This window comes from Nocardia sp. NPDC050378 (genome assembly GCF_040655675.1).
Classification (GTDB): domain Bacteria; phylum Actinomycetota; class Actinomycetes; order Mycobacteriales; family Mycobacteriaceae; genus Nocardia; species Nocardia coubleae.
The window spans coordinates 20,154-45,577 of record NZ_JBFAKI010000001.1 but is presented as its reverse complement, the minus strand read 5'-3'; the positions used below and the strand labels follow the sequence as shown (position 1 = coordinate 45,577).

Sequence of the window (25,424 nt, the reverse complement as noted above, 5' to 3'; positions counted from 1 at the left end):
CGCCGATCAAGATCACCACGCTGTGGTGGCGGCGTTTCCCGAGAGGCTTCCGCCACCAGAGCGTGGTGATCGGCTGACCAGGTCAGCGGTAGCCGCGGTCGCGGTACTGCTTGCGGTGCTGGCGGGCGATGGAGCGCCACGCGCGTTCGCGTTCGGCGGCCAGGCGCTTGTCGGTGCGCGCGGCCATCCACTCGTTCTCCTTCGCCAGCTTGCGGTAGCTGGTGAGGCGGCGCTCGGTGATGGTGCCGTCGGCGATGCCCGCCTGGACCGCGCAGCCCGGTTCGGTCTCGTGCGCGCAGTCGGCGAAACGGCACTCAGCGGCGAGGGATTCGATGTCGCTGAAGGTTTTGCCGATACCGTCGGCGGCGTCGTAGAGGCCGATGCCGCGTAGACCCGGTGTGTCGATGAGGGTGCCGCCGCCGGGTAGTGGTCGCAGTTCCCGGTGGACGGTGGTGTGGCGGCCCTTGCCGTCGACCGCGCGAACAGCGTTGGTGGCGAACACTTCCGCGCCGAGCAGGGCGTTGGCAAGGGTCGACTTGCCCGCGCCGGACGGCCCGATCAAGGCAACCGTGCCGTGCAGCACGGCCGTGAGCACATCCAGCCCAGTTTCGGCGGCGGCGCTCACCGCGAGCACCGTCGCCCCCGGCGCGACCGCACGCACCTCGTCGAGCGGAAGGTGATCCGCCGCATCGGCTTTGGTGAGCACGACCACGGGCTGGGCATTGCTCTCCCAGGCGAGGGCGAGCATCCGCTCGATCCGTCCCAGGTCGACGTCACCGTCGGCGGCACTGCAGATCAGCACAGTGTCGACATTGGTGGCGAGGACCTGGGCGACCGAGCGCCCCGACACCGACGATCGCATGATCGCCGAGCGGCGCGGAAGCAGCAGGCGCACAGTGCCTTCGGCGTCCAGACCGACCCAGTCGCCGGTGCACAAGCCGGTGATGTCACGCGGGCAGGCGGCACGAGCGGGGCCGCCCGGTGCGACCACATCGCATTCGCTGCGATCCATCCGGACGATGCGTGCGGGCACGAGATCGCCGAGCAGCGGGAGATATTCGGAAGCTACGGCTTCGGTCCAGCCGTAAGGGACGAGCAGGTCGTAGTCGACCATCGGTGGAAGTCCTTCGTCGGGCGCCGAGCCCGACGTCGGGCTCAGCGAGTAGAGGTGATGTCCGGAACAGTCGGCGCGCCATCGCGCACCCCGGGCACGGCAATCCACACGTCTGTACTCACGGACATCCACCTCCTCTCCAACGTTGCTCCTACTGTGCCGCATACCCGCGGCACCGCACAACCGATTTATCCCGGCAAGAGCCCGAGCGGCTCGCCGGAGGCATCGACGCAGGTCAGGGAACGACAACCTCGGTCGAGGCGGGCAGGCTCGGCCGGTCGGTCCGGACGGTGAGCTGGAACCGGCCGGGGCCGGTGGGGGCGATCACCTGGAACGGGTAGGTGCTGTTGTGCCGAGCGGGCACGAAATGCGTCATGGAGCCGGTGACGCCGTTGTCCAGGTTCCGCCAGTCGACGATGACGTTCACATCGCAGGTGAGCAGGGCGGGCGCCATGTTGCCGAGCAAGCCGTGCGAGATGCGCAGCGAGATGCTGTGGGTGGCGCCGGGCGCCACGCTCGGGTCGTTGAGCGGTCCGTCGAACGCGGTGCCGCCGACATTGACGATGCCGAAGCACACGCCGTTGCCGAGCGTGGGCACCGGGGCCGTGCGCACTTCGTTCATCACGCAGGAGCGGGGGCCGACATTGGAGGCGCCGAGCTGACAGGTGTCGGCGGCGGCGGCGGTGCCGGGCACGGCCAGGCACAGCGCGCTGCCTGCGAGAACGGCGGCGGCGGTGGACGCGAAACTCGTTCGTAAGGTCACCTGGCGAATCCTATGTCGCGAGCCCTAGGATCTATGCCCCTATTTCTGGGGGCCGCGCTGGTCCGGCTTGCCGAACTGCTCATTGCGTCCGAGCGAGCGCAACCGGAACCATTCCTTCAAGCCCGCCGGATCGCGGCGCGTTACCAGGAAGAACCAGGAGAACCGAATCCACTCCTGCGGCAACAGCTTCCGCATACCCGGCTGCGACATCAGGTACCCGCGATTGCGATAGGTGAAGTAGCGCTTCACCGGATCGTCAGGGTACTGGGTGTGCATGCGCCCGCCCAGGATCGGCTTGAACTCCTCGGCACCGTTGGGGTGCAGGTACGCGGTCTGCAGGCAGGTACCGAACGGCAGGCCCGACCGGACCAGGCGCCGATGCACCTCCACCTCGTCGCCACGCACGAACAGGCGCAGGTCGGGCACACCGATCAGGTCGACGGCCTTCGCCGAGATCAGCGCGCCGTTGAACAGCGACGCGATGCCGGGCAGGAAGTCCTCGTCACCGAGCTCCGAGCGTCGCCTGCGCCACACCACGCCCCGGCGCAGCGGGAAAGCGAGCCGATCGGGATCGTCGATATCGCACACCACCGGCGATACCTCGACCAGGTTGTGCCTGCGCGCGCAATCGATCAGCGTCGCGAGAACTTCCGGGCCGTCGGGTCGGCCGTCGTCGTCGGCCAGCCACACCCAGTCCGCGCCCTGGGTGAGCGCGTGCAGCATGCCGAGCGCGAAACCGCCGGCGCCGCCGAGGTTGTGGCGCGAACCGAGGTAGGTGGCCTCGATGGGCTGCTGGGCGACCAGCTCGGCCACCTCGTCCTCGTTGGCGTTGTCGACGACGATCAGATGGTCGATCGGACGCGACTGCGAGGCAAGCACTTTCAGCGATTCGGCGAGCAGTTCGCGGCGCTTGTGGGTGACGACGACCGCGATGATCCGCGCGTCCGGTCCGGTGTCGGTGCTCAGATCGGCCGGTTCGGCGCCTGCGGGCAGCTCGGGCTCCTCGGTCACGGGGAGCACGGCGGCGGGCTCCACGGGGGCAACCCCCGCCTCGAGCCGATCAGCCATGCTGAACCCACCTGGCACAGCGGCCGGGACGGCGTCCTCACTTCGACCGCTCATGCTGTGTCACCAGGCATGACCGGACGGCCTACGTGGTTACGCTGCGCTGCCGCCTCCGGCCGTTGACCGCTCATGCCTTGTTCCGCTCCAATTCTTTGTCGCCGGATTCGGCTTCCAGCTCGCGAAGCACCTGTGCTACGTGATTACCCGCCTCGGGCCCTTCATACGCTCGCACAACGTCTTCGATGCCGCCCTGTTCGCGGATGCGACCGTGGTCGATCCACATCGCGGTATCGCACAGCTGGGCGAGGAATTCGTTGGAGTGGCTGGCGAAAACGAGGATGCCCGACCGCGCGACCAGCGACTGGAGCCGAGTGCGCGCCTTCTTCATGAACTCGGCGTCGACCGCGCCGATGCCCTCGTCGAGCAGCAGGATCTCGGGGTCGATGGAGGTGACCACACCCATCGCCAGGCGCACCCGCATACCCGTGGAGTAGGTGCGCAACGGCATCGACAGATACTCGCCGAGCTCGGTGAAGTCGGCGATCTCGTCGATCTTGGCCAGCATCTGCTTGCGGGTCTGCCCGAGGAACAGGCCGCGGATGATGATGTTCTCGTAGCCGGAGATCTCCGGGTCCATGCCGACACCCAGGTCGAACACGGGTGCCACCCGGCCGCGGATGCGCGCACTGCCGCGCGAGGGTTCGTAGATGCCCGAGAGCAGGCGAAGCAGCGTCGACTTGCCCGCGCCGTTGTGCCCGACCAGTCCGACCCGGTCGCCTTCCTTGAGCGACAGATTGATCTCGCGCAACGCCTCGACCACCACCACGTCGGAACTGTTGCGCCCGATCGCGCCGCCCGCCTTACCGAGGAAGGCCTTCTTCAGCGACCGCGACTTGGCGTCGAAGATCGGGAACTCGACCCACGCGTCATGGGTTTCGATACTCACACGGCTCACGACAGTCTCCTAAACCCAGTACGGGACGCGGGCACGGTACTGCTTGAGCGCCAGGATCGCGACCACCCAGCCGACCACCGTGATCGCGCCGACGATGGCCCAGTGATGCCACTGCGACGGCTCACCGAGCAGCGGCGCGCGCACGATCTCCAGGTAATGGAAGGTCGGCACGATCTCGATCAGCTTGGCCCGGTCGCTCATCCCACCGACTGCGGTCTCGAGCGCCTTCGTCGACCACATCACGGGGGTGAGGACGAACAGCATCAGCGTCATCGAACCGAGGATGGGGGCGATGTCGCGGTACCGAGTGGCGAAGATGCCGAAGACGATGGTCACCCACATGGCGTTGAGGAACAGCAGGCCGATCGCCGGAATCGCGAGCAACACCGAAACGTCGAGGTTGCGCCAGAGCGCGAACACCACAACCAGCAGCGCGTAGATCGCCACGTTGTGGACGAAGAACAGGAACTGGCGCCACACCAGCCGGTACACATGCACGCTCAAGGCTGAGGGCAGCTGCTTGATCAGGCCTTCGTTGGCGATGAACACATCGGCGCCCTCGATGATCGAGGCGTTGATGACGTTCCAGATGATCAAACCGATCGTCACATACGGCAGGTACTCGCTGATCGGCTGATTCAACAGCGTCGAATACAGCAGACCCATCGCCAGCGCCTGCAGACCGGTCGCGATGGTGATCCAGAACGGACCGAGCACCGACCGGCGATAGCGCTGCTTGATGTCCTGCCAACCCAGCGACAACCACAGCTCACGCTGATGGAACCCGTCGCGCATGTCTTTGAACGCGCGTCGGAACGTCTGCGAATCCGACACCATCGGCGTCTTCACCAGCAGCGGGGCGTCGGCGGTCTGCTCGGCGGCGGCCGCGTCGGCCACCTCGGCTTCGGTCGGTGTGTCGTCGGTATGCACGGGGCTCTCTTCGGTACGCGCGTCACCCTGGTCGGAGACCGATTCGGAACGAGCGGCAGCAGCGGGCACGATCCCCGACCTTACAGGTACTGCCCGCCGCCGACATGGCCGTGGCCTGCCTTCCCATCGGCCGCGTGCATGCCGGGCGGGAGGGCGCCCTGGCGCATCTGTTCGAGTTGGGCGCGGGCGGCCATCTGCTGGGCGAACAGGGCGGTCTGGATGCCGTGGAACAAACCTTCGAGCCAGCCGACGAGCTGGGCTTGGGCGATGCGCAGTTCGGCATCGGACGGGACGGACTCGTCGGTGAAGGGGAGGGTGAGGCGTTCGAGTTCCTCGCGCAGCTCGGGGGCGAGGCCCTGCTCGAGTTCGCGGACCGAGGACTTGTGGATGTCCTTGAGGCGCGAGCGGCTCGCGTCGTCGAGGGGAGCGGCGCGCACCTCCTCGAGCAGCTGTTTGATCATGGTCCCGATCCGCATCACCTTGGCGGGCTGCTCCACCATGTCGGCCAGCGACTCGGCCGACTCGTCACGGTTGTCGTCGGCCTTCTTGTCCCCGTCGACCACCTGCGCGGTGTATTCGGCCGCGGCGTCGGAGTCGGCGGGCACGGTGACCGGCCGACCGTCGGGACCGATCACGACGATGGATTCGGGGGTGTCCTCCGAGTGCGTCATAGCCCCATCATTGCGCGTGTGTCGGCTTCGCGCTAAAACCCCCACGCGGTTACACCGCGACGCCCGCTGCCCTTAAAGTGGCCACCATGACTTATGACGTCGCGAGGGTTCGGGGCCTGATACCGTCCCTGGGCGACGGCTGGATCCATCTGGACCCGCAGGCGGGGATGCTGGTTCCCGATTCGGTATCGCGTGCCGTCTCAACGGGTTTCCGTACCTCCTCGTTTTCCCACATCGGCCGCCACGGTGCGGCGACCCGCAGCGGCGCGATCCTCGATGCCGCCCGGGAGGCGGTCGCCGACCTCGTCGGCGGAGATCCGGCCGGCGTCGTGCTCGGTCCCGATCGTGCGGTTCTGCTCGCCTGGCTCGCCGAGTCCCTGAGTTCGCGCCTGGGTCTCGGCACGGGCATCGTGCTCTCCCGCCTCGACGACGAGGCCAATGTCGCACCGTGGCTGCGCATCGCCAACCGCTACGGCGCGCACGTGCGCTGGGCCGAGGTGGAGATCGAGACGTGTGAGATGCCGTCGTGGCAGTTCGAGGAGCTGATCGGGCCGACCGCGCGCCTGGTCGCGCTCACCGCCGCGTCGCCGATCGTCGGTTCGGCGCCCGCCGTTCGGGTGGCCGCCGACCGGGTCCACGATGTGGGTGGTCTGCTGGTCGCCGACGCGTTCGGCGCCGCACCGTACGCGCTGATCGACATCGATGAACTCAATGCCGATGTGGTCGCCCTGAGTGCGCCGTCGTGGGGCGGTCCGCAGGTCGGTGCGCTGGTGTTCCGCGACCCCGCGTTCCTCGACCGCATCCCGTCGATGTCGCTCAACCCCTACGCCAAGGGGGCTGAACGTCTGGAGGTGGGCGGGCACCAGTACGCGCTGCTCGCCGGGCTCACCCAGTCGATCGACTTTCTCGCCGGACTCGACGAGCGCGCCACCGGTACCCGCCGCGAACGCCTCGAAATATCGATCACCTCGCTGCAGGACTACCACGATCAACTCTTCGACCACCTCATGCTGGTGCTGGAGCAGGTCGAGGGCCTGACCGTGATCGGCCGCGCCTCCACCCGCATCCCCACCGTCAGCTTCACGATGGCGGGCATGCAGGCGGAGAAGGTGGCGGCCAAGCTGGCCGACGCCCGCATCGGCACGGTCAGCGGGGTGCACGGCGGCAGCCGACTACTCGACGCCCTCGGTGTCAACGACGAGGGCGGGGCCGTCACCATCGGCCTGGCCCCGTACACCACGCGCTACGAAATCGACCAGCTGGGCCGGGCCCTCAGCTCGCTCGAATAGTCCGCGCCCGCCGCCATTTCCGCTCCGGTTCTCAGTCGCGCACTCGAAGCACGACCTTGCCGAAAGTTTCGGCTGCGTCGAGCAACTCGTGGGCGCGGCCGGCTTCGGTGATGGGCAGTTCTGCCGAGATCACCGGAAAGATCTCGCCCGCCACCACATCCGGCCACAACTGCGTGCGCACCGCGGCGATGACCTCGGCCTTGCTGCCCACGCCGGCCCGTGGTCGGGCGCGCAGGTTCGTGGCGTGCACCGAACCCCATTTGCGCAGCAGCCCACCGATATTCAGCGACCCGGTAGTGCCGCCTTGCAGCCCGATCACCACCAACCGGCCGTGCGGGGCGAGCGCCTCCACATTGCGTTCCAGGTAGGCGGCGCCCATGTTGTCGAGAATGATGTCGGCGCCACCGGCGTCGGCGAGCACCGTCACGAAATCCTGGGTGCGGTAGTTGACGAGGATTTCGGCGCCCAGGCCCGCGCATTTGGCCAGCTTCTCGTCCGACCCGGCCGTCACCGCCACCCGCGCGCCCCGTCTCCGCGCCACCTGGATGGCGTGCGTACCGATGCCGCCGCCACCGCCGTGGATCAGCACCAGCTGCCCCGAGCCCATGCCCGCGGTCATCACCAGGTTCGACCACACTGTTGCCGCCACCTCGGGCAAGCCCGCGGCGGCAGCCAGGTCCATCTCCTCGGGCACCGGCAACAGCTGGGTGGTCGGCACAGCCGCCAACTCGGCGTATCCGCCGCCCGCGAGCAGCGCGCACACCCGATCACCGACCTGCCAATCCGTGACCCCCGCGCCGAGTTCGACGATGGTTCCGGAGCACTCGAGACCGGGCACGGAGCTGGCGTCCGGGGGCGGGGGATAGAAGCCGCGTCGCTGCATCACATCGGCCCGATTCACCCCTGCGGCAACAACTTCGATCAACACCTCGCCGGGGCCGGGTTCGGGATCGACCGTCACGGTCCACTCCATCACCTCGGGCCCACCGAACCCGTTCAGCTCGATAGCACGCATGCTCGACCGCCTCTCCGTGTCTTTTGGCCAGACTAAGTGCGTGGGCTGTGCGTTGGCGTCTTGCGGATCGTTTTGGGGCGAGTCGGCCCGTGCCCGGGGAGTTACCCATGTTCGTGCGAGATCTGTTGTCGCGGTCGCGTCCGCTAGTATTTCTGCTCAGGGAGACGTGGCAGAGCGGCCGAATGCACTCGCCTTGAAAGCGAGCATGGGTAACACCATCGGGGGTTCAAATCCCTCCGTCTCCGCAAATGACCCGCAGGTCAGCTGGCGGACTTGCGGCGTGGCCGAGTTCGGATCGGACGAGCGCCGCCGATCTTGTCACGGTTTGTCACAACCGCGTTCAAACTGCGGGCAGCGTCGGCGAGAGCGTCGGGCTGGCTGTGGACGTAGGTGCGCATCGTGAACGCGGCATCACAGTGGCCCAGCCAGGCCGAGACTACCGCGATCGGCACGTTCTGTAGGTGCAGCAGCGTCCCGCAGGTGTGCCGGGCATCGTGCAAGCGCAGATGACGAACTCCGGCAGCTTCACAGACCCGGTGCCACTCCCGAGACATCTTCGACGGGTCCGCAGGGTTACCGGCCTCATCACAGACGACGTACTCACCCGAGCCGTAGGAGGCCCCGAGTTCGAGCCGCTCGGCGGCCTGGATCGCCCGTGCACGCTTGAGCGCCTCCGTGATCGCGGGCGTGAGCGGCAGCGTCCGCCGCGACTTCTCAGTCTTGGTGGTCTTCTCCACCACCTTGCCGTCCACCTGAATCCGCGTGTTCTCGATCTTGACCGTACCGGCCGCGAAATCGATGTCAGCCCAACGCAATCCGCAGATTTCACCACGCCGAAGGCCCGTCAACGCGAGGTGCCACGCCTGCCCGATCCGGTCACGATCTGCCACCGCGAGCACCTTGCGCACCTCGGCAGCGGTGTAGGTCTCCATCTCCTTACGCGACCCCGGCACCCGGTCCACCAGATCAGCGACATTGCGCGCCAACCGGCCTTGGCCCATCTGGGACGCCAGCACCTTGCCCGTGATCCGAAGCATGGGATTGATGCTCTGAGCGTTCCACGTCTTGCACGGCCGCCCGTGCGCATAGACGAACTCGCCGTCTTGCAGATCGCTCACGAGGTCGTCAAGGTGAGCCTTGGCGAGCTGCTGGATCGGCAATGAGCCGTGACGGTCCCGAAGCGGTTGCAGGGCGTGACGGTAGGCCGCTTTGGTGCTCTTGGCGATGCGCTTGCCGTCGAGCCACTCCCGGCACGCCTGCTCGACCGTCACCGACGACCGCGCGACGTAGGCACCCTGAGAGACCGCCGACGCCACCGAGCCCAGAGCATCGCGGGCTTCCTTCTCGGTTCGGTAGCGCTTGCGGGTCTGCCGACGCTTGCCGGTCACTGGGTCTGTACCGGCCTCTGTCGTCACCTGGTAACGAATCGCCCCGCTCTTGAGCGTGATCTTTTCGATCTGGGGCGGGAGCTGACGCCTGCTCATGCTGCCGCCGCCTGATCCAGCCCGGCGATGTAGTCGGCAATGGCCTGTTCGGTGACGAACCGGCGGCGACCGATCTTGACCGAGCGCAGCGCACCGGAGCCGATCAGCTCGTAGTACTTGCTGTGTCCGATCGGGATCAGCTTGCGCACTTCCTGTTCGTTCAGAAGCTTGGACATGTTGGGTTCCTCCCTATGCGGCGGTTCGTGGTTGTATCGAAATGTCTTGTGGCACAACGGTTTCACGTGGAACACCTGGTGGTCCGTCGTCTATCGCGAGGCGGGCCGTTGTGTACTCGGCGCGTTCGTTGATCCGCCGCGTGATGAGGTTCATCACCAGGTGTGAGCGTGGTGGCGCGTCCTTGTCGCCCGGGCGTACCGGGGTGATCCGCAGGTGCGAGGTATCCGGCTTGACGATGCCGACACGGGCGAGCTCGGCGCGGACGAATTCGAGGCGTTCGGCTTTGTGATCGGGGATGGTTTTGCCCGACCACTTCCCCGAGTTCAGGCAACGGCGACCGGGCAGGCCGAGGGTTTCGCGGCGGTGCGCGTTGCCTTTGCACTTGCCCGGCTGGGTCTTCTCGCTGGCGCCCTTGGGGACGATGCCGTAGCGCAACCAGACCCCGCAGCGTGGCGAGCACGGGGTGTCGCACAACTCCGCGTGTAGCCGGTCGTAGTGCACGGCGACGCGGGTCGAATCCGGTTCGAGGACTTCGCCGATCGACTTCGTGAGGTACTTCGTCAGGTAGCGAACCTTGTTGTCCATCTCCTCTGAGCCGCCGAGGATCTGCACCGGCTTGGCCTGCCCACCGAACCGCATCGTGTGGGCCGGTTCGAGGTCATCGACGGTATCCATGACTGCCAACGCGTCATCCCAATACGTCAGCGGCTTGTGGGTGCGGGGGTCGACGAAAGTGCCGGCCGAATAGTCCCAGACCGGCATGTTGCCGTCGCTGTAGACGGGCCGGTCGAAGTGCGGCCACCACACATTCACATACGTCGCGGCCGTCACCTGGAACAGCAGTTTCGTCGGGATGGAACCGCGGATCGCGATATGCAAGTGTGGGGCGCCGCGCTTCTGAGGTTCGACCGAGGCCCAGTACTGCACGTTCCAACCGACCGCCCGGCGCAGGTTCTGAACCCACCGATCGAACAGTTTCGCGAGGTGGATCGTGTCGCGAGCCTGCCGGGTGTAGTCGTAGGACTCCGGGTCACGCGGCGAGCCGTCCGAGACCATCTCGCCGGTCTGTGGGTCGCGGACGCGGTTGATCGACCCATACGAGGGCAGCGTGAGCGTGAAGAACGTCGAAGGCCGATACTTGCCGTCGGCGAAGGCAGCACCCACGGTGAGGTTCTTGTTCACCTTCTTACGCGGCAGGTCCGGCACATCGTCACGGCGCCGGGTCGACTTCGCTTTCCGTCGCGGTTTCTCATCGAGGGCGGGGAGTCGGCCACGCACGCCGAGTTCGCGGAGCTCGGTGTCGAGGTCGGCCACCAGAGCCTTGATCGCTTCGGCGAGTTCGTGATCCCCAGCGCGGCGAGCGTCGTGGTAGTCGGTGAACAGAAGTGCGCGAGCGCCGAATACGTCTTGCTGTGCTTGGGTGATGACCGGTTCAGCGTCAGCGGGTTCGTGTTCAGCGCACCAGCCCTCCCGGAGCTGGGTCATCCGCAGGTACCGGTTGGCCCTGGCGCACGCGGGGCAGACCGAGGCCACCGTGGACTTGCACGGCGCGCCGACATAGGAGGTGCGGGAAGTGATGGGGTCGAAGGCGCGCATGGGGACGACTCGAGCGCACACGCCTTCCTTGTCGGCCAGGTGTTCGGCGATGTCGGTCAGGTCGGGCATCGCGCGACGGTCGGCGGCCGTTTCGCGGTTCGGCGCGAGACCGACGATCGGTGCGGTGGAACGGCCGAGGGAGGCCGTAGCGGTCGTGGTGGACATGGTGCGGCCTCCCTCGGTTGTGGTGGGTGTGGTCATGCGGCTTCGGTGCCGGGAACGGTCTTGAATCCGGCGATGGATTCGATCGGGGCGAGGATCGGTTCAGCCAGGGCATCGGAGCGGCGGAAGGTGATCGCCAGTTGTCCGGGCCCGGAGAACCGCAGACGTGCCTGCTGGGCGCCGAACCCGTGGGCGAGGGCCTCGGCCCGGTGGGTCCAGGAGTCGGGGGTGTGGCCGGGCAGCATCCGGGCGTGCACCGTGTCGACGGTGTCGCCGATGTGGACCGACACCAGCCGAGGCACCAACACCCGGTCCCCGTCACGGTTGACCAGGTCGCAGGCGGTGAGCAGGGTGGCCCAGCGGCGCCGGTACCGGAACCAGGCCAACCACCGGGAGCGGATACGACCGGTGAGCCAGCGCTCGAAGGTCTGCGGGCTCCAATGTCGCCACAGCACCATCACCGCGACCGTCACCCCGGCCACCCCGAGCCCGGCAGCCCACCCGACCAGCAGCCAGACACCGGCGGTGGCAGCGATTGGGACCGAGATCAGCGGGAACAACAGCGCCCACCACAGCAACCGCCCGAGCCCTGCGACGACAGCGATCATGGCCCGCCCGAGCGCGTCGAGGATCACGTCGAAGTAATCGACCTGTTCGGTGATGGTGATCGTTTGTGTGCGGGTCATGACGGCTTCTTCCGGTGCAGGTCGGTCACGGGGAACAGTTCGAGTTGATGGGTGTTCTTCTTCGCTGCGGTGACTTCCTCGGCCGCTTTGGCAACAACCGGGTTCGGGTGCGGCCGTGTTGGTTTGGGATTTCGGGTGGTCATGCCACGTCGTCCCATCCGCCCGTGTCGGCGTAGTCGTTCCAGGCCGGGACGGTGCCGGTTTCGGCGAGCACGGTTGCCGCCACGGTGGCCGGGTCGAGGCCGCGGGCTTCGGCACGGCAGCGGGCACGGGCGGCGAAGTCGATCACGTCAGCGAGACCGTTGTTGTAGTGCTTCATGGTCAGTTCTCCTGTGCAAGTTCGGATTTGGTGATGCCGCAGTTGTTGCAGGCGGCTTGGGCGCCGGATACGGGCCAGATCTCCTGTTGCCAGCCCGGGGCCCAGCGGTGCCCTTTGACGGCGCATTCCGCAGCTCCGGAACAGGCATCGCAGGTGACGCGGTCGCCGTCGTAGGACCAGCCCGAAACCTTGACGTTGAGGAAGCCGACGGCTTGGTGGGTGGTGTCGAAGCAGATCGATTCCCCATCGGCGTCGGTGAGGACATCACCGCAGGTGTCGCAGTAGATGACGACGTGGGATTCGGTGACGAGTCCGCGTTTCATGCCGCACGCTCCATCGGGTTGTCGTCTTCGCCGGGGATGTAGTCCGGGTCGAAGGTGGTGGGATCGAAATCGTCATCACCGTCATCAGCGGCGGTGATGGTCGGTGTCGGGGCGTAGGCGTCGACGATCGCGTCGATCTGCTCGTCGGAGACCCAGAACGCACGCACCCGCACGAACTCGGTGGTGCCGTCTTCCCCGACGTAGCCCACACCGGGCGTGGTCTCGGGGATCTCATGGCACAGCGCGCCGCGATCTTTGGCGCCGTGGCCGTGGATCATCGCGGTTTGTGTCGGCTCGTCCAGGCGCAGCCCGATCCGGACCGGGAACAGTTGCCGCAACGGCATCGTTTCCTTCGACGGGTCCTGCAACGCGGCGATGACCGAGACCCCGACCGCGCGCCCCTGGGAGAGCAGCAGGCCGAGCAGGCGTTCGAACTCCTGGCGCTGTTCACGATTGGCATACGCCGACAGGGCGGCAGCCTCATCGATCACGATCAGGATCAGCGGTGCATCGGTGGTCGGGATGTGCTTGCGGATACCGGCCGAGCGCAGTTCCGCAGCCCGGTTCTGCATCACCTCGACCGCTTCGGCGAGCAGGCCCAGGATGCCGTCAGCGGTCCATTCGAACCGCACCCACAGCTTGTGCCCGCGCCCGAATTCCATGCCGCCCTTCGGGTCTGCCATCCACACATCCACGAACCCGGCTTTGATCGCCGGACCGATGCCCCGGATGATCGACCACAACACCGAGCCCTTACCCGAACCGGTCGCACCGGCGAGCAGGATGTGGGCGTACAGGACCCGCAGCAACCACAGTTGCCCGTCCTCGCGGACCCCGGTCAGCACCTCTTCCAGATCGACCCCTGTCGAGGCCGTCACGTCAGGGACATCGACCGCAGCCGCGAGGGTGTCGAAGGTCCGCAGCTCCACCCGCACGAACGACGGGCCAGACTGCTGCACAAGAACTTTCGCGACGCCGAGGTAGTGCGCGAGAGCATCGCGGGTTTCTTCGTTGGTCCAGTCGGTGAGCTTCTGCCCGCCGATCATCTGCACGTCGAACACCGCACCGGACGGGATCAGGTCGACCCCGCCGACGACACTGGGCCACCCGGTTTCCGAACCCAACCCAACCGCCAACCACATCAGCTTGAGGTGACGAGCATCGGTGAGGACGAGAGCGGCGGTGCGCAATTCGGCCGGCACTCCCGCGAACGGGTCCACCTCACGCACCGGCCGGGTGGGGTTGTCGAGGTGTCGCCACCACAACATCAGCCCCGTGGCCAGCACGGCCGCGAGCGGAACGATCGTCGAGCCCATCACGCCACCGCCCGCAGCGTCGAGGTGTAGGCGTTCAGCGCCGCGGTGATCTGGTCGACCAAGGTCGCGGCATCTACCGGCGGCATGTACAGCTTGCCGTCACCGAGTCCGACGACAATCATGCCGATGGGCTCGCAGTAGCGGACGCTGAAAGCGTTGTCGTCAGCGTCAGTGGTCACCGTGAAGAACGAGTGATCAGTCATGTCAGTTGCCCCCTGTAGGGATCGGGACCGCGACAGGCAGCAACGGCGCAGCCGAACGCGGAGAAGGATGGAAGGTCGGCACCGATGCAGGGACCGGGCCGGAAGATGTGGGTTCGACCGTGGGCGCCGGATCAGGCGCGACGGCCGGTGTTTCAGGTGCCGACTCGACCACGACGGTCGGGGCCGAATCATGTTGTGCCGCACGGCGAAGCAGGACGAGGCCGTGTGTGTCGATGAGCAGGGCCAGGGGCGGGATCGCGGCCAACAGGGCACCGCCCCAACCGTGGCCGGTCAGGTAGGCGTGGATCGAGTTGCTCGACACCGACACCGCCGCCCCGCCGACGAGGATGCGTGAGAACCAGGACCGCTCAGCCGATTCCGGCGGCAAGGCGACCACGGCCATCGTGGCTTGGATGATGGTGCCGTCCACGATCACCGGGAAAAGCCACGCCAAACCCCGTGGTGTGCCGCCCATGATCGCGAGGTCTTGCAGCGCGGCGAACGACAACACGAACGCCGCGGCACCGATACCGATCAGAACCAGGACGGCGGACCAGCGCGCCCACCGCATCCCTGAGGACTGCTGATCCGCCGTACCCATCGCTACGCCGCCTCAGCGATCGCGGCAGCCCGTTCCTTGGCGGCGCGCTCGGCGGCGTCATGCGCCATCACCACCCGAGGCAGGTGCTCGGCCAGCACCCGAGCGGCCTCGACCGAGAGCATCACGCTCAGCCAGCCGTGTTCCATGACACAGTTGATCCGAACGTAGGCACGGCTACCGGCGTCATCACCGGACTCCGGTCGAGCTTCGGAATAGATCGGTTCGGCGCTGAGCGCCAGCCCGGCATCGGCGCTGAAGTAGGTCATCGTGATCACGCGGCCTTGCGGGCGGCGGGCTCGTTGACCTTCGCACCGGAGTTGTCGCCGACGATGCCGGTAGCCCGGATGTAGAACCCGATCGACTTGAACTCACCGTTGCCGACCACGCGCGGCTTGAGCATCAGCCCTTCCAGCGCGATCGGGCGGAAGCCGGGCATCACCTCCGGCGCGGACGGCACCGGGACGACATCGGAGATGAACGTGATGTCCAGGCCGGTGTTCTTCGCGCCCTTGCCCGCACCGGCCGGGTCCATGACCGTGGCCTTCCACAGGCGCTTACGCGAGCCGTTGCCGTCGCGATCCATGTCGATCTTCTGCCGCTTCGGGGCGTTGCGGTCCGAGCTGAACTCCTCGTCCGGCTCGATATCACCCACCAACATCAGCCCCTGCGGGAAAACGGCGGCGAAGTCGGTGGGAATCCACATGTCCTTGAGTGCCATTGAAATCAGCTCCTTTGTGTTGGTTGAGGTTTCGAGTCGCGCTGTCGGTGTTCGTCCGCGCGGGTCTCAGTGTATACGCAGTTGTGTATACACACAAGGCTTGCGTATACATAGGCGTGGCTGGGGGTTTGCGGCATGGACGTAAACGGGCGTTGACCAGTATGTATACGTAGTTGCGTATACTGAGCCTGGAGATCGAGCGCCCGACCGAAAGGAACCAGATCTATGTCCGAACCGGCATACGTGTCTATCGCTGGCGAATTCGCCCGTGAAATTCGAAGCGGGGCCCTGAGGCCCGGAACACAGCTACCCAGCTACGCCGAGCTGGCATCGCGGCACAGCGTCTCGGACATCGTCATCAGGCAGGCGATCGACCTACTCAGCCGACAGGGGCTCGTGCGGTCTGTTCCACGACGCGGGACGTTCGTCGCAGACCGGCCCAACCTCATCCGCGTATCGCCGGAGCGGCAGCTCGAGGACCCGGAAGACACCTACGCCAGAGAGTCGGACCAGGCCATCGTGATCGACCGGCACAAGCAGGAGATCAACGCCAGCGACACTGTCGCCGCGGAGCTCGGCCTCAAGCCAGGCGCCCGCGTGACACACGAGGTGGTGCGAGCAAGCGAGGACGGCCGACCGATCTCGATTTCGGACAACTACCAGCCCATCGGCGTCGAAGGGACAACCGCGGCGACGTTCCTCGAGGAGACCGTCTCGGATTCCCTACCGACCGCGCTGCACGCCGAATGGCTGGGCGTCGCCCCGGGCACTCTGGTGAAGTCGGTCCAGCAGCGGTTCATCAGTCCCGGTAACCAGGTGCTAATGCTTTCCTATGTTTCATACCCGCGCGACCGTTATGAGGCCTTCGTGTTTCGGATGGCGTTGACCCCCGAAGTGCCAGCTACGCACTGACTTTCGACACAACGAAGCCCGGCACCCCTGATCAAGGGCGCCGGGCTTCGTTGTTGTTCCCGCTATGCCAAGGTCCAAGCTTGGGCTACATCTCGGTTGCGCGGCCATGCCACATGTTCGACGTCCTGGGATGCAAGTTTCCAGCGGTCCGACAGCATCGCGAAAAACAGGTCGTCACCGGTCTTGCCCCCAGCTTCCTCGCCGACGAACACCAATCGTCTTCCGCCAGCATTCTCGAACTCCGTCAGCGCGTCCGAGGCCATCGGGGAGCCCCAGCCGGGAGGCCAGCAGAGGAACAAGACAGCCTCCGACTTATCAGCTTCGGCGTACCGTGCCAGGTCTTCGACCGGATGCCACACGTCCTGCTGTCCACTCCCACCAGGGAAGGACGGATTCGGCACCGAGTCCGGCGGTTCGACGTCGTAGGCGGCCACTGTCACATCGGCTGCAGCCAGCTGTGCGGCCCAATACCCCCGACCTGCACCGAGGTCCAGGACCGGACTGGCACCGGCGAAGTCGCGGACCCATGCGATGGTCTCGGGCGACGGGATCGCGTAGGCATATGCCGCTTGTAGCACCGTCTCCGCGTACGCGATCCGTGCACTGCCCGCCCCTGCACCGATCACCCGTCGCCCTGAATCATCACGTGAGACCACGGGGCCGACAATCTCCCAGTACGGGTTATCCGCCACAGGCGTATTACCGGTCAGGAAGTGGACCATGCGGAGGTCGAACGATGCGTCCCGTTCCGGATCCCCGGACCCAGACAGGCGCATCACCGTATCGAGATAGTCCGCAACGTGCGGGTATGTCGCATCCAACTTGGCATCGTCGTTCAGGAGCGCGGCCAGTTCTGCACGCCGCTCCGCTGTCAGTGCTAGGCCAGTCATGGGTCAATTGTCCGTGCTCGCATCAACTTCGCGGGTTGTTGCTGAATTTCGCTATATAGAGTCAAGGCGCCTGCGGCGGCGCGTGCGCGCCGCCGCCGCGCTGCGACGCGCACCCCAGGCTGATAAGGCGCCGCCTGGGCGCGTCGGCACGTCGGCGACGCGCACGCGCTACCAGCAGGTGACCCGACTCCTGATTGCTCAATGGCACCGAGCTCGAGGCGAGGGCGGGCGATGACGTGCCCGACCGCGGATTGCTGAACGAAATTCCCGAGCCCGATCGGCCGGCACTGTGCCCATCGACGGCCCCCAGCACACCGACTCCCATACGGTGCTGCCGCACGAGCTTCGCTCGCTTGCCTCATAGACCCACCTGCCGGACTCATGCACGGGGTCACCGAACCGCCACCAGTCCCGGCCAATGGTCTCCACCCTGCCCCGGTCGGTTGTCTTGGTCCGGTCAGATCGCGGCATGTCCAGTCGTTGTGTCCCGTTGGTCATGGCTCACGTTCCGACGCAAGCAGTTTCGCAGCGACACTCACCAGGGTTCCTCTCCGGTTGTGGCGGTCTGTCTCTGCGTCGACGAAATCTGCCGGAGGCGTACCAGACCACACCCACCCCGGCAAAGACCAAGACGTGTCACCACCCGAGGTGGTCACCAGCGGCGACGTCATTTCGGGCACTTCACCTCACCTCGATCACTCTGCCGGGTGACCACCTCGGGTGGCGAGCCTTTGCCGGGGCGGGTGCGGCCTGGTTCGGGCGAGCCCAGATTCCACCGACACAGAGCCAGACCACCCCAACCGGAGAGGAACCCCGACCATGAACATCACCACCGCCCCCACCTGCTGGGCCTGCGAATCCGCCCCCGCCACCACCGTCTTCCCCGAGCACGACCTCGGCCCCTGGCGCCCCTACTTCGCCTGCCAGCCCTGCCTGGACGCCTACCTCGAGGCCGAGCAGCTCGAGTACCACTGACCGCCCGGAGGGGGCTTCGGCCCCCTTCACCACCTGGCCGCCGTCAACGAAGCCGGTAGCGGGTCGCCAACGACGCCGACCCCAGGCCAGGAACACCCAGCCCGGCGAATTGCTGAACGGAATCCGCGGTGAGGTCGGTGGTATCGCGACCGGTGGCCGCGTGGCCCTGTGCTGGGTTGGCCTGCATTGTGATCCCGCGCCCCTCACACCTCAAGAGCGCCCTTGGCGTCAGCTGTCGCTGATGGCTATCGCCACCCTTGACCTGTGAGCCTCTGCGCGTGAAAGGCAGGCCTTATCGGGCAGGCGGTGAGCCAGCCCCAGGTGTGCGCAACCCAACCCACAACAGGGCCAAGAACCTGCTGCCTCGGCGCGTGTGCTCCCTGCATGGGGGCGAATCGGATTCAACCTTGCCGAGCCCATTCATATTCACGTTCGACACGGGATATTCGTGCCCGGTAGCCCCGATAAAACCTCTCGCGCCCTTGGCGTTGGGCTGCGACGTGTTCGAGGTTGTCACGCCAGTTTCGGAGGGCGTTCAGATCACGCCAGTACGACACAGTGATGCCGCACCCCTCGTCTCGCGCGAACTCCATGCCGAGGTAGCCATCAATCTGTGCTGCGAGGTCGGCCATTTCTGCTGCCGCCTCAGCGTATCCAACCAAGTCCGCGGGCTCGGTCGACAACGCCGTTGTCAAGATCGCGGCATAGTACGGCGGGGTGGTTCCCCGGACGAATGGCAACTCGGCACTCCACGACGTCATGGCCTCATCTTCCTCCCGCTGATTGCTGCGTCCAGCGCTGAGCCAAGACCCGGCTCCCGAATTTGTCACTCCGTTGTCACAACTCGCGCATACGACCCCGGACACGACGAAACCCCCACGGAAGCATTTCAGCACTTCGCGTAGGGGTACGGACGTCAGTAGACTCCCGGCGGACGGTCGCTATTCGACTTGAAAGCGAGCATGGGTAACACCATCGGGGGTTCAAATCCCTCCGTCTCCGCCACAACTGGGCTTTCGCCCCGGTTATCCGGCCCCGGACGCGGCCAGGCCCCGGTGTGCTACCGGGGCCTGAGCGAGCATTCACGTCACGGCTTGTTCCGACGACGATCGTCGTCGAAGCCTTCGGTTTCCACACGCTCCTTGCGGACGGTGTCGGAGACGGTCTGTTCGTCGGCGACCTCGTCCACCTCGAGACGGACCCGTTCCACCGGGACCGCTTCCTTCTGGACGTGTACCTGGTCGGCGTGCAGCGTCACCTCGCGCTCGTCGTCACCGATCTCGGTTCGACCGGTGCGCTCGCCGGTGATGGGCTCGCGGACGATGTGCGCCTCTTCGTGGGTGGTCGGGACCTTGATGGTCTGCTCCTCGGTCACCACGTACTTACGCAGCCGTGCGGTGCCGACCTCCTCGCTTTCGGTGTCGACGCGCAGCTGCTCCTCCGAACGGATCATCGAATCGTCGGTGGTGCCACGGTTCATGGCCGCCGGATTGCCGTGGGTCATCGGCTCGTCGGTACCGGGGCGGATCTGCTGACGACCGTAGGTGTTCCAGCCGGCCGAGCGCGGGTCCACGTGGTAGTGACGGAACAGTTCCTGCTCGGACTGGGCGCTGATGCGGCCGCCGTCGTCGAGATGCGGGGCGGACTTCACCTGCTCCTTGTCGACGTGCAGACGCAACGTGTCCTCATCGGCCTTGTGTTCGGCCCCCGCCAGCGGCACCAGCGAGTCGGCACTGAAGAGGCCGGTCGAGACGGCGGCCCAGGTCGGGGAGCCCGTGTTGTTGTCGATGTAGATCTGCTTGACCTTGCCGATCTTCTCGCCCCGCTCGTCATAGGCGGTGGCGCCGATCAGCGAATCCAAAGTTGCCTTGCTCATTTTCATCCCTCCTACCGGGTGCGGGCCGTGATCCCGGTTTGTGGGGCAGCCCGCGTGGTTGTGGGTGACCAGTCGGGTCGCAGTGATCGGGGTGACCAGATCAGCTACGTGGCGGCAAATACCCGGGGTCCAGGGGGCCAAACAACCCGAGGTGAGGGCGCGGTTATGAGATCGGGCCGCGAAAGACGCGACGTAATCGGTCAGTCGTCCATCTTTACGCCCGAAAAGGCAAGTGGCGCAGCGGTCAGCGGAAGCGGAGCGCCGTCTCCGGTGCGGTGGCGAAGGCGAGGAAACGCTCGTTCTCGTGCGGGTCGCCGATGGTCACGCGCACACCGTCACCGGCGAACGGGCGAACCAGCACACCCACAGCAGCGCTCGCTTCGGCGAATGCCAGGCTGTGCGCACCGAGCGGCAGCCAGACGAAATTGGCCTCACTCGGTGGCACCTCGTACCCGGCGGCCAGCAGTGCGCCGCGCACCTGCGCCCGCTGGGTGATGAGCACGTCGGTGCGGTCGAGCAGCTCGCCGTGCGCCTCCAACGACGCGATCGCGGCCGCCTGGGCCACCCGGTTCACGCTGAACGGGATATGCACCTTCAGCAGCGCGGTGATCACCTCGGGATCGCCCACGGCGTACCCCACACGCAACCCGGCCAAGCCGTACGCCTTCGAGAAGGTCCGGAGCACAACGACATTGGGCCGGGTGCGGCCGATCTCGATACCGTCGGTCTCCGGCAGCCGCAGATACTCGAAATACGCCTCGTCGAGCACCACCAGCACGTGTGGGGGCACCCGATCGAGGAAACGCTCCAGCTCAGCGCCTGGGTGCGCCGTGCCGGTCGGGTTGTTCGGGTTGCAGACGAAGATCAGCTTGGTTCGTTCCGTGATCGCGTCGGCCATCGCGTCCAGGTCGTGGCGATGATCGGCGGTCAGCGGCACCGGCACCGAGGTGGCATTGCCCACCTGGGTGACGATCGGGTACGCCTCGAACGAGCGCCACGCGAAAACCACCTCGTCGGTCGTGGCATCGCAGGTGATCTGCACGAGTTCCTGACACAGCGCCACACTGCCGCAACCGACCGCCACATTGGCAACGCTCACACCGAGGAATTCGGCCAGCGCCGTCCGCAACTCGGTGACCTGGTTGTCGGGGTACCGGTTGGCCTGCTCGGCCGCCGCCGCGATCGCCTTCGCCGCGCTCGGCAGCGGGCCGAACGTCGTCTCGTTCGAGGCCAGCTTCACCGCGTCCGGGTGGGTACGGCCGGGAACATAGGCGGGAATGGTGGCCAGGTCGGGCCGGATACGCGCTGTCACCGCTCCACCCTACCCAAGACCGATTCTGCCGCCTACGCTGGGAATATGCCGGGCACTTACAACGATGTCGCTCCACTGCGGCCGGTGGAGTCCGCCGGTGAGCCGGGTGGCGCCGAAACCAGCGCGCGCACCTCGGTGCCGATCACCGTCGTCGAGCCGGAACGAACGGCGCGCGGCGGCATCGTCGTCCTGCACGAATCGCGGGAGTTCCCGCCCCAGCTCGTCGAGCTCATGCGATCGCTCGCGCTGGAAGGCTGGATCGTCGTCGCCCCGCACCTGTTCGATCGTCTCCCCGACGACGACGTCCACGAGGTGTTCGGCGACGAATTGTTCGCCGACTTCGACGCGGGCTTCGACTGGCTCACCCGCCGCGGAGTCTTCCCCGACACCATCGGCGTCCTCGGTTTCGACACCGCGGGCACGGCCGCCTTCCTCGTGGCCACCAACCGACCCATCGGCGCGGCCGTGAGCGTGGCCGCCGCCGGCATCGTCGACCCGCTCCCCGACCAGCGCACCTCACTGGTGGAGGTAGCTCCCAGCCTGCAAGCCCCCTGGCTCGGCCTGTTCGGCGCCGACGATCCCGCCACCCCACCCGAGGCCGTCGACCAGCTCCGCGACGCCACCGCCCGCGCGAATGTGGCCAGTCTCACCGTCACCTACCCCGGCCTGCGCCATCGCGCCGACCGCCCCGACCCCGACGACGACGCGGCCGCCGCCATCCGCATCGATTCCCAGACCCGCATCTACGACTGGTTCGACAGCAATTTACGCTAGCTGACCAGGCGTTTTGGACTCCTACGACTGCTCGTGTAATCTTCATTCCCGGCGGTTCGACAAGGACCGGTGCCCTCGAAAGAGAAGGCTCCAGGAGGCGTGCCAGAGCGGCCGAATGGGACTCACTGCTAATGAGTTGTCCCTTCACGGGGACCGGAGGTTCAAATCCTCTCGCCTCCGCCACACCCGGTTCGCCGGTACAACTGAAGACCATGCGCCCGTAGCTCAACGGATAGAGCACTTGACTACGGATCAAGAGGTTAGGGGTTCGAATCCCTTCGGGCGCACAACAATCCGCCTCCTACCGGTATCACCGGTAGGAGGCGGATTTTTTTGTGGGTGGTTATTTCCAGGCGGGGAGTGGGGGGAGGGGGCCGGTCAGGTCGGTGCCGGGGGTGCGGCCCAGGAGCCAGGCCAGGAGGGAGGTGGCGGGGCCGAGGACGGTGTGGTGGGGGCGGTCGGGGCCGATGGTGGCGATGAAGTCGGTGTCGGTGGCTTGGATGTCGAAGGTTGGTGTGGCTTCAGGGTGGACCTTGGCGGAGAGGTCGGCGACGGTTTCGGGGAGCAGGCGGGCGACGAATTCCTTCGGCCAGTCGGCGGGGGTGTAGCCGACGCCGAGGTCGACGTGGTGGATCTCGGTTTCGCGCAGGCGCATCCACGGGACGATGTCGGCGGTGAGGGTGCCGCTCTGGCGGTTGCGGACCTCGGCCGCCCAGTCGGCGGCGGACATGGTGGTGGCCAGGGCCTGCCAGCGATGGGCCGACGCGGCGAAGTCGGCCCGCTGCACGTCGGGCGCGCGGCCCGCACCGGTTTCGATGTCGGCGTCGCGCACCGCCACGCTCGGATACTGCGGGATCTCGATGCCGGTGTGCGCCCACAGCAGCAGGTTCAGCAAGCTGTCCGCATTGCGGGACAAGTGGGCGACGACATGGCCGCGGGTCCAGCCGGGCAGCTGGGACGGCTCGGCCAGGGCCGATTCGCCGAGCGCGTCGATCGAGGCTCCGAGACGCGCGGTGGAGGCGGAGACCTGAGCCAACAGGTCGGTGGGCGTTGCCATTTCGCTGGTCACGACATCGAGGGTAGTAGTTCGGTGCGGGCGGCACCGGCGTTCACGACGCCCTCGACGCGGCCCTGTGGATAACTCGAAACCTGTGGACAACTGTGCACTTTTCGCCGTCGCCGCCCAGGGCGCGAAGTGCCCGTGATGCGACGATCAGCCGGCGACGATCGCGTCGGCTTCGATCTCCACCAGCAGCCCGGGCGCGATCAACGCGGTGACCTCGTACATCGACGCCGCGGGCCGGATATCGCCGAATACCTCGGCGTGAGCGGCCGCGACCTCCGGCCAACGGGAGATATCAGTGACGAACATCCTGGTCCGCACCACATCGCGCACACTCGCGCCCGCCTGGTCGAGTGCGGTGGCGATCCGCGCGAGGATCTCGCGGGTCTGGGCGCCGATATCGTCGCCACCGACCGCGCCCCCACCGGGCAGCGCCGCCGTCGTGCCGCTGACCAGCACATGGTCGCCCACCCGCACGGCGCGCGAATATCCGACGACATCTTCGAAGTCGGAGGCGGAGGAAATGTTGAGCCGGGTTGTTGTCATGGTGGCCAGAATGGAGCACCGGCTGCGGGAGGACAATTCATTTCCCGGTCGTCTGCTGGTCGGTTGCGCGCGGTACGCAAGGCGGATGAACGCACGACCAGCTCTTCGTCTCTTCCCGCTCACGGCCGCGCTGTGTGCCGCCGCCGTCACGGCGGCCTGCTCGACGCCAGGCTCCGATCCCGACTTCACCACGACGAAGGACCAGTCGTTGGTGATCTCGCTGGACGAACTCGTGGCGAGCGTGGGTGGGGACGCGGTGCTCGGCGTGAGCACGGAGCCCGAGCACGGCAACCTCACCCGCAAGACCGACGGGTCCTACGTGTACACACCGGTCGCCGGCTACTCCGGGCTCGACCAGTTCACCGTGACCACCAGCGACGCGGTCCGGCTGTACACCACCGACATCCCGGTGCTCGGTGACTTCGGCGGGACCACGGTGCAGGGCAGCGGTTTCGGGTCGGCGTGGACGCCGGTGCCGGGCAGCACCGACGAGTTCTACGGCCTCACCGACCGCGGCCCCAATGTCGACGGCCCGGGAAAGAACGAGAAGCTCTCGCCCACACCGACGTTCGTTCCGAAGATCGGCAAGTTCAAGCTGGTCGGCAGCAAGGCCGTGCTGCAGTCGAGCATCGAGCTGCGCAACCGGGCGGGTGTCCCGTTCAACGGCCAGGTCGATTCGGCGGCCAGTACCGGCGAAACCATCAAGGATCTGGCGGGCACGGTGCTGCCGGCCACCGATCACGGCCTCGACCCGGAAGGCCTTGTCGCCCTCGCCGACGGCACGTTTTGGGTATCGGACGAATACGGACCGTTCCTGGTGCACTTCGCCGCCGACGGCACCGAGATCGAACGGCTGGCGCCCGGCAGCGGGCTGCCGAAGGAGATCGCCCTGCGCAGCCCCAACCAGGGCATGGAAGGGCTCACCATCACCCCGGACGGCAGCACACTGGTCGGCATGGTGCAGAGCGCGCTGAAGACACCCGGCCTGGACGGCTCGGCGAAGGAAGTGCCGTTCGCGCGGATTGTCACGGTCGATCTGAAAACCAAGGCGCAGAGGGAATTCCTCTACCCGTTGGAGAACCCGAAGCAGAACAAGGTCGCGGTCTCGGAAATCACGGCGCTGAGCGCCACTACCTTCCTGGTCGTCGAACGTGACGGCAACCTGGCGCCCAAGGCGGACAAGAAGATCTGGACGATCGACATCGTCGGTGCCACCGACGTCGGTCCCCAATCCACCCTCGCGGGTGCGCGGTACGACGCTGAAAGGGGCGGCCTGTTGGTCGACGGCAAGCCGATCGAATCCCTGATCGGTACCGTCCCGACCGCCGAAGGCGTGGCCGCATCGAAGAAATCGGGCATCACACCGGTGGAGAAGAAGAGCAATCTCGACCTGGCGGACCTGGTCACCGAGCTCGATGACAAGGGCAGGTTCTTCGGCCACGACAAGATCGAGGGCATCGCCTCGCTCGACGGCGGCAAGACCATCTACATCGCCAACGACAGTGACTTCGGTCTCGCCGCGAGCACCGGTGAGCAACCGCCGTTCGGATTGAAGCCGAAGACGCTGGCCAACGGATTACAGGACACCGGTGAGGTGCTGGTGGTCGACACGACGAAACTGCCCGCGAAGGTGGGTGGTCACACGGTGAAGATCACCGTGAAGTAGGCGGGTCGAACGGGGTGCATTAC

Annotated in this window: 29 protein-coding genes and 4 tRNA genes; 9 read left to right on the top strand and 24 right to left on the bottom strand. The window is 66.5% G+C overall.

What is annotated here, in order from left to right; translation table 11 throughout:
• Nucleotides 1-82 precede the first annotated feature (82 nt).
• From rsgA to AB0I35_RS00230, 6 genes are all read right to left on the bottom strand, one after another.
• The gene (gene rsgA / locus AB0I35_RS00255) at nt 83-1,114 is read right to left on the bottom strand and encodes a ribosome small subunit-dependent GTPase A (RefSeq protein ID WP_357392981.1); all 1,032 of its coding nucleotides are present in this window, start codon (nt 1,112-1,114) and stop codon (nt 83-85) included.
• Nucleotides 1,115-1,349: 235 nt separating this feature from the next.
• Nucleotides 1,350-1,877, bottom strand: coding sequence for a hypothetical protein (locus AB0I35_RS00250; protein ID WP_357392979.1), 528 nt, complete (start codon nt 1,875-1,877; stop codon nt 1,350-1,352).
• A 39-nt stretch (nt 1,878-1,916) separates the two neighbouring features.
• Nucleotides 1,917-2,945 (bottom strand): glycosyltransferase family 2 protein, encoded by a 1,029-nt coding sequence (locus tag AB0I35_RS00245; protein WP_357392977.1) that lies wholly within the window; start codon nt 2,943-2,945, stop codon nt 1,917-1,919.
• 124 nt (nt 2,946-3,069) lie between these two features.
• Nucleotides 3,070-3,888, bottom strand: a complete 819-nt coding sequence (locus AB0I35_RS00240; protein ID WP_357394109.1) for an ABC transporter ATP-binding protein — start codon at nt 3,886-3,888, stop codon at nt 3,070-3,072.
• An 18-nt stretch (nt 3,889-3,906) separates the two neighbouring features.
• The gene (locus AB0I35_RS00235; RefSeq protein WP_357394107.1) at nt 3,907-4,734 is read right to left on the bottom strand and encodes an ABC transporter permease; all 828 of its coding nucleotides are present in this window, start codon (nt 4,732-4,734) and stop codon (nt 3,907-3,909) included.
• A 173-nt stretch (nt 4,735-4,907) separates the two neighbouring features.
• Nucleotides 4,908-5,498 carry a bacterial proteasome activator family protein gene (locus tag AB0I35_RS00230; RefSeq protein WP_357392975.1) on the bottom strand — a complete coding sequence of 197 codons (591 nt, stop codon included), beginning with the start codon at nt 5,496-5,498 and terminating at the stop codon, nt 4,908-4,910.
• A gap of 86 nt (nt 5,499-5,584) precedes the next feature.
• On the opposite strand from AB0I35_RS00230, the gene AB0I35_RS00225 reads away from it, so the two are divergent.
• Nucleotides 5,585-6,787 carry a cysteine desulfurase-like protein gene (locus AB0I35_RS00225; RefSeq protein ID WP_357392973.1) on the top strand — a complete coding sequence of 401 codons (1,203 nt, stop codon included), beginning with the start codon at nt 5,585-5,587 and terminating at the stop codon, nt 6,785-6,787.
• 31 nt (nt 6,788-6,818) lie between these two features.
• Here the strand turns inward: AB0I35_RS00225 and AB0I35_RS00220 are convergent, their stop codons facing one another.
• Nucleotides 6,819-7,802: an NAD(P)H-quinone oxidoreductase gene (locus tag AB0I35_RS00220; RefSeq protein WP_357392971.1), complete on the bottom strand. Its 984-nt coding sequence runs from the start codon at nt 7,800-7,802 to the stop codon at nt 6,819-6,821.
• Between the two features lie 160 nt (nt 7,803-7,962).
• Between AB0I35_RS00220 and AB0I35_RS00215 the strand changes: the two genes are divergently transcribed.
• Nucleotides 7,963-8,047, top strand: a tRNA-Ser gene (locus tag AB0I35_RS00215).
• 15 nt (nt 8,048-8,062) lie between these two features.
• Here AB0I35_RS00215 and AB0I35_RS00210 read toward each other — a convergent pair.
• The 11 genes from AB0I35_RS00210 to AB0I35_RS00160 form a co-directional block, all read right to left on the bottom strand.
• Complete coding sequence (locus AB0I35_RS00210; protein WP_357392969.1) at nt 8,063-9,286, bottom strand: tyrosine-type recombinase/integrase; 1,224 nt, start codon at nt 9,284-9,286, stop codon at nt 8,063-8,065.
• Entirely contained in the window at nt 9,283-9,462 is a 180-nt protein-coding gene (locus tag AB0I35_RS00205; protein WP_067494776.1) for a helix-turn-helix domain-containing protein, read from the bottom strand. Before AB0I35_RS00205 ends, AB0I35_RS00210 begins: the two co-directional genes overlap by 4 nt.
• 13 nt (nt 9,463-9,475) lie before the next feature.
• Nucleotides 9,476-11,224 (bottom strand): replication initiator, encoded by a 1,749-nt coding sequence (locus AB0I35_RS00200; RefSeq protein ID WP_357392967.1) that lies wholly within the window; start codon nt 11,222-11,224, stop codon nt 9,476-9,478.
• Between the two features lie 32 nt (nt 11,225-11,256).
• Nucleotides 11,257-11,907 (bottom strand): hypothetical protein, encoded by a 651-nt coding sequence (locus AB0I35_RS00195; protein ID WP_357392965.1) that lies wholly within the window; start codon nt 11,905-11,907, stop codon nt 11,257-11,259.
• Between the two features lie 139 nt (nt 11,908-12,046).
• Nucleotides 12,047-12,226 (bottom strand): hypothetical protein, encoded by a 180-nt coding sequence (locus AB0I35_RS00190; protein WP_067494771.1) that lies wholly within the window; start codon nt 12,224-12,226, stop codon nt 12,047-12,049.
• A gap of 2 nt (nt 12,227-12,228) precedes the next feature.
• The gene (locus AB0I35_RS00185) at nt 12,229-12,549 is read right to left on the bottom strand and encodes a hypothetical protein (RefSeq protein WP_357392963.1); all 321 of its coding nucleotides are present in this window, start codon (nt 12,547-12,549) and stop codon (nt 12,229-12,231) included.
• Nucleotides 12,546-13,865 carry an FtsK/SpoIIIE domain-containing protein gene (locus AB0I35_RS00180; protein ID WP_357392961.1) on the bottom strand — a complete coding sequence of 440 codons (1,320 nt, stop codon included), beginning with the start codon at nt 13,863-13,865 and terminating at the stop codon, nt 12,546-12,548. The genes AB0I35_RS00185 and AB0I35_RS00180 overlap by 4 nt, the downstream gene beginning before the upstream one ends.
• Nucleotides 13,865-14,068: a hypothetical protein gene (locus AB0I35_RS00175; protein WP_357392959.1), complete on the bottom strand. Its 204-nt coding sequence runs from the start codon at nt 14,066-14,068 to the stop codon at nt 13,865-13,867. The genes AB0I35_RS00180 and AB0I35_RS00175 overlap by 1 nt, the downstream gene beginning before the upstream one ends.
• 1 nt (nt 14,069) lies before the next feature.
• The gene (locus AB0I35_RS00170) at nt 14,070-14,669 is read right to left on the bottom strand and encodes a DUF2637 domain-containing protein (protein ID WP_357392958.1); all 600 of its coding nucleotides are present in this window, start codon (nt 14,667-14,669) and stop codon (nt 14,070-14,072) included.
• A gap of 2 nt (nt 14,670-14,671) precedes the next feature.
• A complete protein-coding gene (locus AB0I35_RS00165; protein WP_357392957.1) occupies nt 14,672-14,935 on the bottom strand; it encodes a hypothetical protein in 264 nt (87 codons plus the stop codon).
• 5 nt (nt 14,936-14,940) lie between these two features.
• On the bottom strand, nt 14,941-15,387 hold the full coding sequence (locus tag AB0I35_RS00160) for a hypothetical protein (protein WP_357392955.1): 447 nt from the start codon (nt 15,385-15,387) through the stop codon (nt 14,941-14,943).
• A gap of 225 nt (nt 15,388-15,612) precedes the next feature.
• Between AB0I35_RS00160 and AB0I35_RS00155 the strand changes: the two genes are divergently transcribed.
• Nucleotides 15,613-16,299 carry a GntR family transcriptional regulator gene (locus AB0I35_RS00155; RefSeq protein ID WP_357392953.1) on the top strand — a complete coding sequence of 229 codons (687 nt, stop codon included), beginning with the start codon at nt 15,613-15,615 and terminating at the stop codon, nt 16,297-16,299.
• Between the two features lie 62 nt (nt 16,300-16,361).
• Here AB0I35_RS00155 and AB0I35_RS00150 read toward each other — a convergent pair whose 3' ends face one another.
• Nucleotides 16,362-17,189 carry a hypothetical protein gene (locus AB0I35_RS00150; RefSeq protein ID WP_357392951.1) on the bottom strand — a complete coding sequence of 276 codons (828 nt, stop codon included), beginning with the start codon at nt 17,187-17,189 and terminating at the stop codon, nt 16,362-16,364.
• Nucleotides 17,190-18,008: 819 nt separating this feature from the next.
• On the opposite strand from AB0I35_RS00150, the gene AB0I35_RS00145 reads away from it, so the two are divergent.
• Complete coding sequence (locus tag AB0I35_RS00145; RefSeq protein ID WP_357392949.1) at nt 18,009-18,164, top strand: hypothetical protein; 156 nt, start codon at nt 18,009-18,011, stop codon at nt 18,162-18,164.
• Nucleotides 18,165-18,565: 401 nt separating this feature from the next.
• On the opposite strand, the gene AB0I35_RS00140 is transcribed toward AB0I35_RS00145, so the two are convergent.
• Nucleotides 18,566-18,925, bottom strand: coding sequence for an antibiotic biosynthesis monooxygenase (locus AB0I35_RS00140; protein WP_357392947.1), 360 nt, complete (start codon nt 18,923-18,925; stop codon nt 18,566-18,568).
• Nucleotides 18,926-19,069: 144 nt separating this feature from the next.
• Here AB0I35_RS00140 and AB0I35_RS00135 point away from each other — a divergent pair.
• Nucleotides 19,070-19,169, top strand: a tRNA-OTHER gene (locus AB0I35_RS00135).
• Nucleotides 19,170-19,251: 82 nt separating this feature from the next.
• On the opposite strand, the gene AB0I35_RS00130 is transcribed toward AB0I35_RS00135, so the two are convergent.
• A complete protein-coding gene (locus tag AB0I35_RS00130; protein WP_067640297.1) occupies nt 19,252-20,040 on the bottom strand; it encodes a PRC and DUF2382 domain-containing protein in 789 nt (262 codons plus the stop codon).
• A gap of 244 nt (nt 20,041-20,284) precedes the next feature.
• Nucleotides 20,285-21,352, bottom strand: a complete 1,068-nt coding sequence (gene hisC / locus AB0I35_RS00125; protein WP_357392945.1) for a histidinol-phosphate transaminase — start codon at nt 21,350-21,352, stop codon at nt 20,285-20,287.
• A gap of 45 nt (nt 21,353-21,397) precedes the next feature.
• Between hisC and AB0I35_RS00120 the strand changes: the two genes are divergently transcribed.
• The 3 genes from AB0I35_RS00120 to AB0I35_RS00110 all read left to right on the top strand — a co-directional run bounded on the left by AB0I35_RS00120 (nt 21,398) and on the right by AB0I35_RS00110 (nt 22,413).
• Entirely contained in the window at nt 21,398-22,126 is a 729-nt protein-coding gene (locus AB0I35_RS00120; protein WP_357392944.1) for a dienelactone hydrolase family protein, read from the top strand.
• A gap of 93 nt (nt 22,127-22,219) precedes the next feature.
• Nucleotides 22,220-22,309: transfer RNA gene (locus tag AB0I35_RS00115), tRNA-Ser, on the top strand.
• A 31-nt stretch (nt 22,310-22,340) separates the two neighbouring features.
• Nucleotides 22,341-22,413: transfer RNA gene (locus tag AB0I35_RS00110), tRNA-Arg, on the top strand.
• A 56-nt stretch (nt 22,414-22,469) separates the two neighbouring features.
• On the opposite strand, the gene AB0I35_RS00105 is transcribed toward AB0I35_RS00110, so the two are convergent.
• Together AB0I35_RS00105 and AB0I35_RS00100 are read right to left on the bottom strand one after the other, a co-directional pair.
• Complete coding sequence (locus AB0I35_RS00105) at nt 22,470-23,195, bottom strand: maleylpyruvate isomerase family mycothiol-dependent enzyme (RefSeq protein WP_357392942.1); 726 nt, start codon at nt 23,193-23,195, stop codon at nt 22,470-22,472.
• A 144-nt stretch (nt 23,196-23,339) separates the two neighbouring features.
• Nucleotides 23,340-23,735 (bottom strand): RidA family protein, encoded by a 396-nt coding sequence (locus AB0I35_RS00100; protein WP_357392940.1) that lies wholly within the window; start codon nt 23,733-23,735, stop codon nt 23,340-23,342.
• An 85-nt stretch (nt 23,736-23,820) separates the two neighbouring features.
• On the opposite strand from AB0I35_RS00100, the gene AB0I35_RS00095 reads away from it, so the two are divergent.
• Nucleotides 23,821-25,401: an esterase-like activity of phytase family protein gene (locus AB0I35_RS00095; protein WP_357392938.1), complete on the top strand. Its 1,581-nt coding sequence runs from the start codon at nt 23,821-23,823 to the stop codon at nt 25,399-25,401.
• The last annotated feature ends 23 nt before the right edge of the window (nt 25,402-25,424 follow it).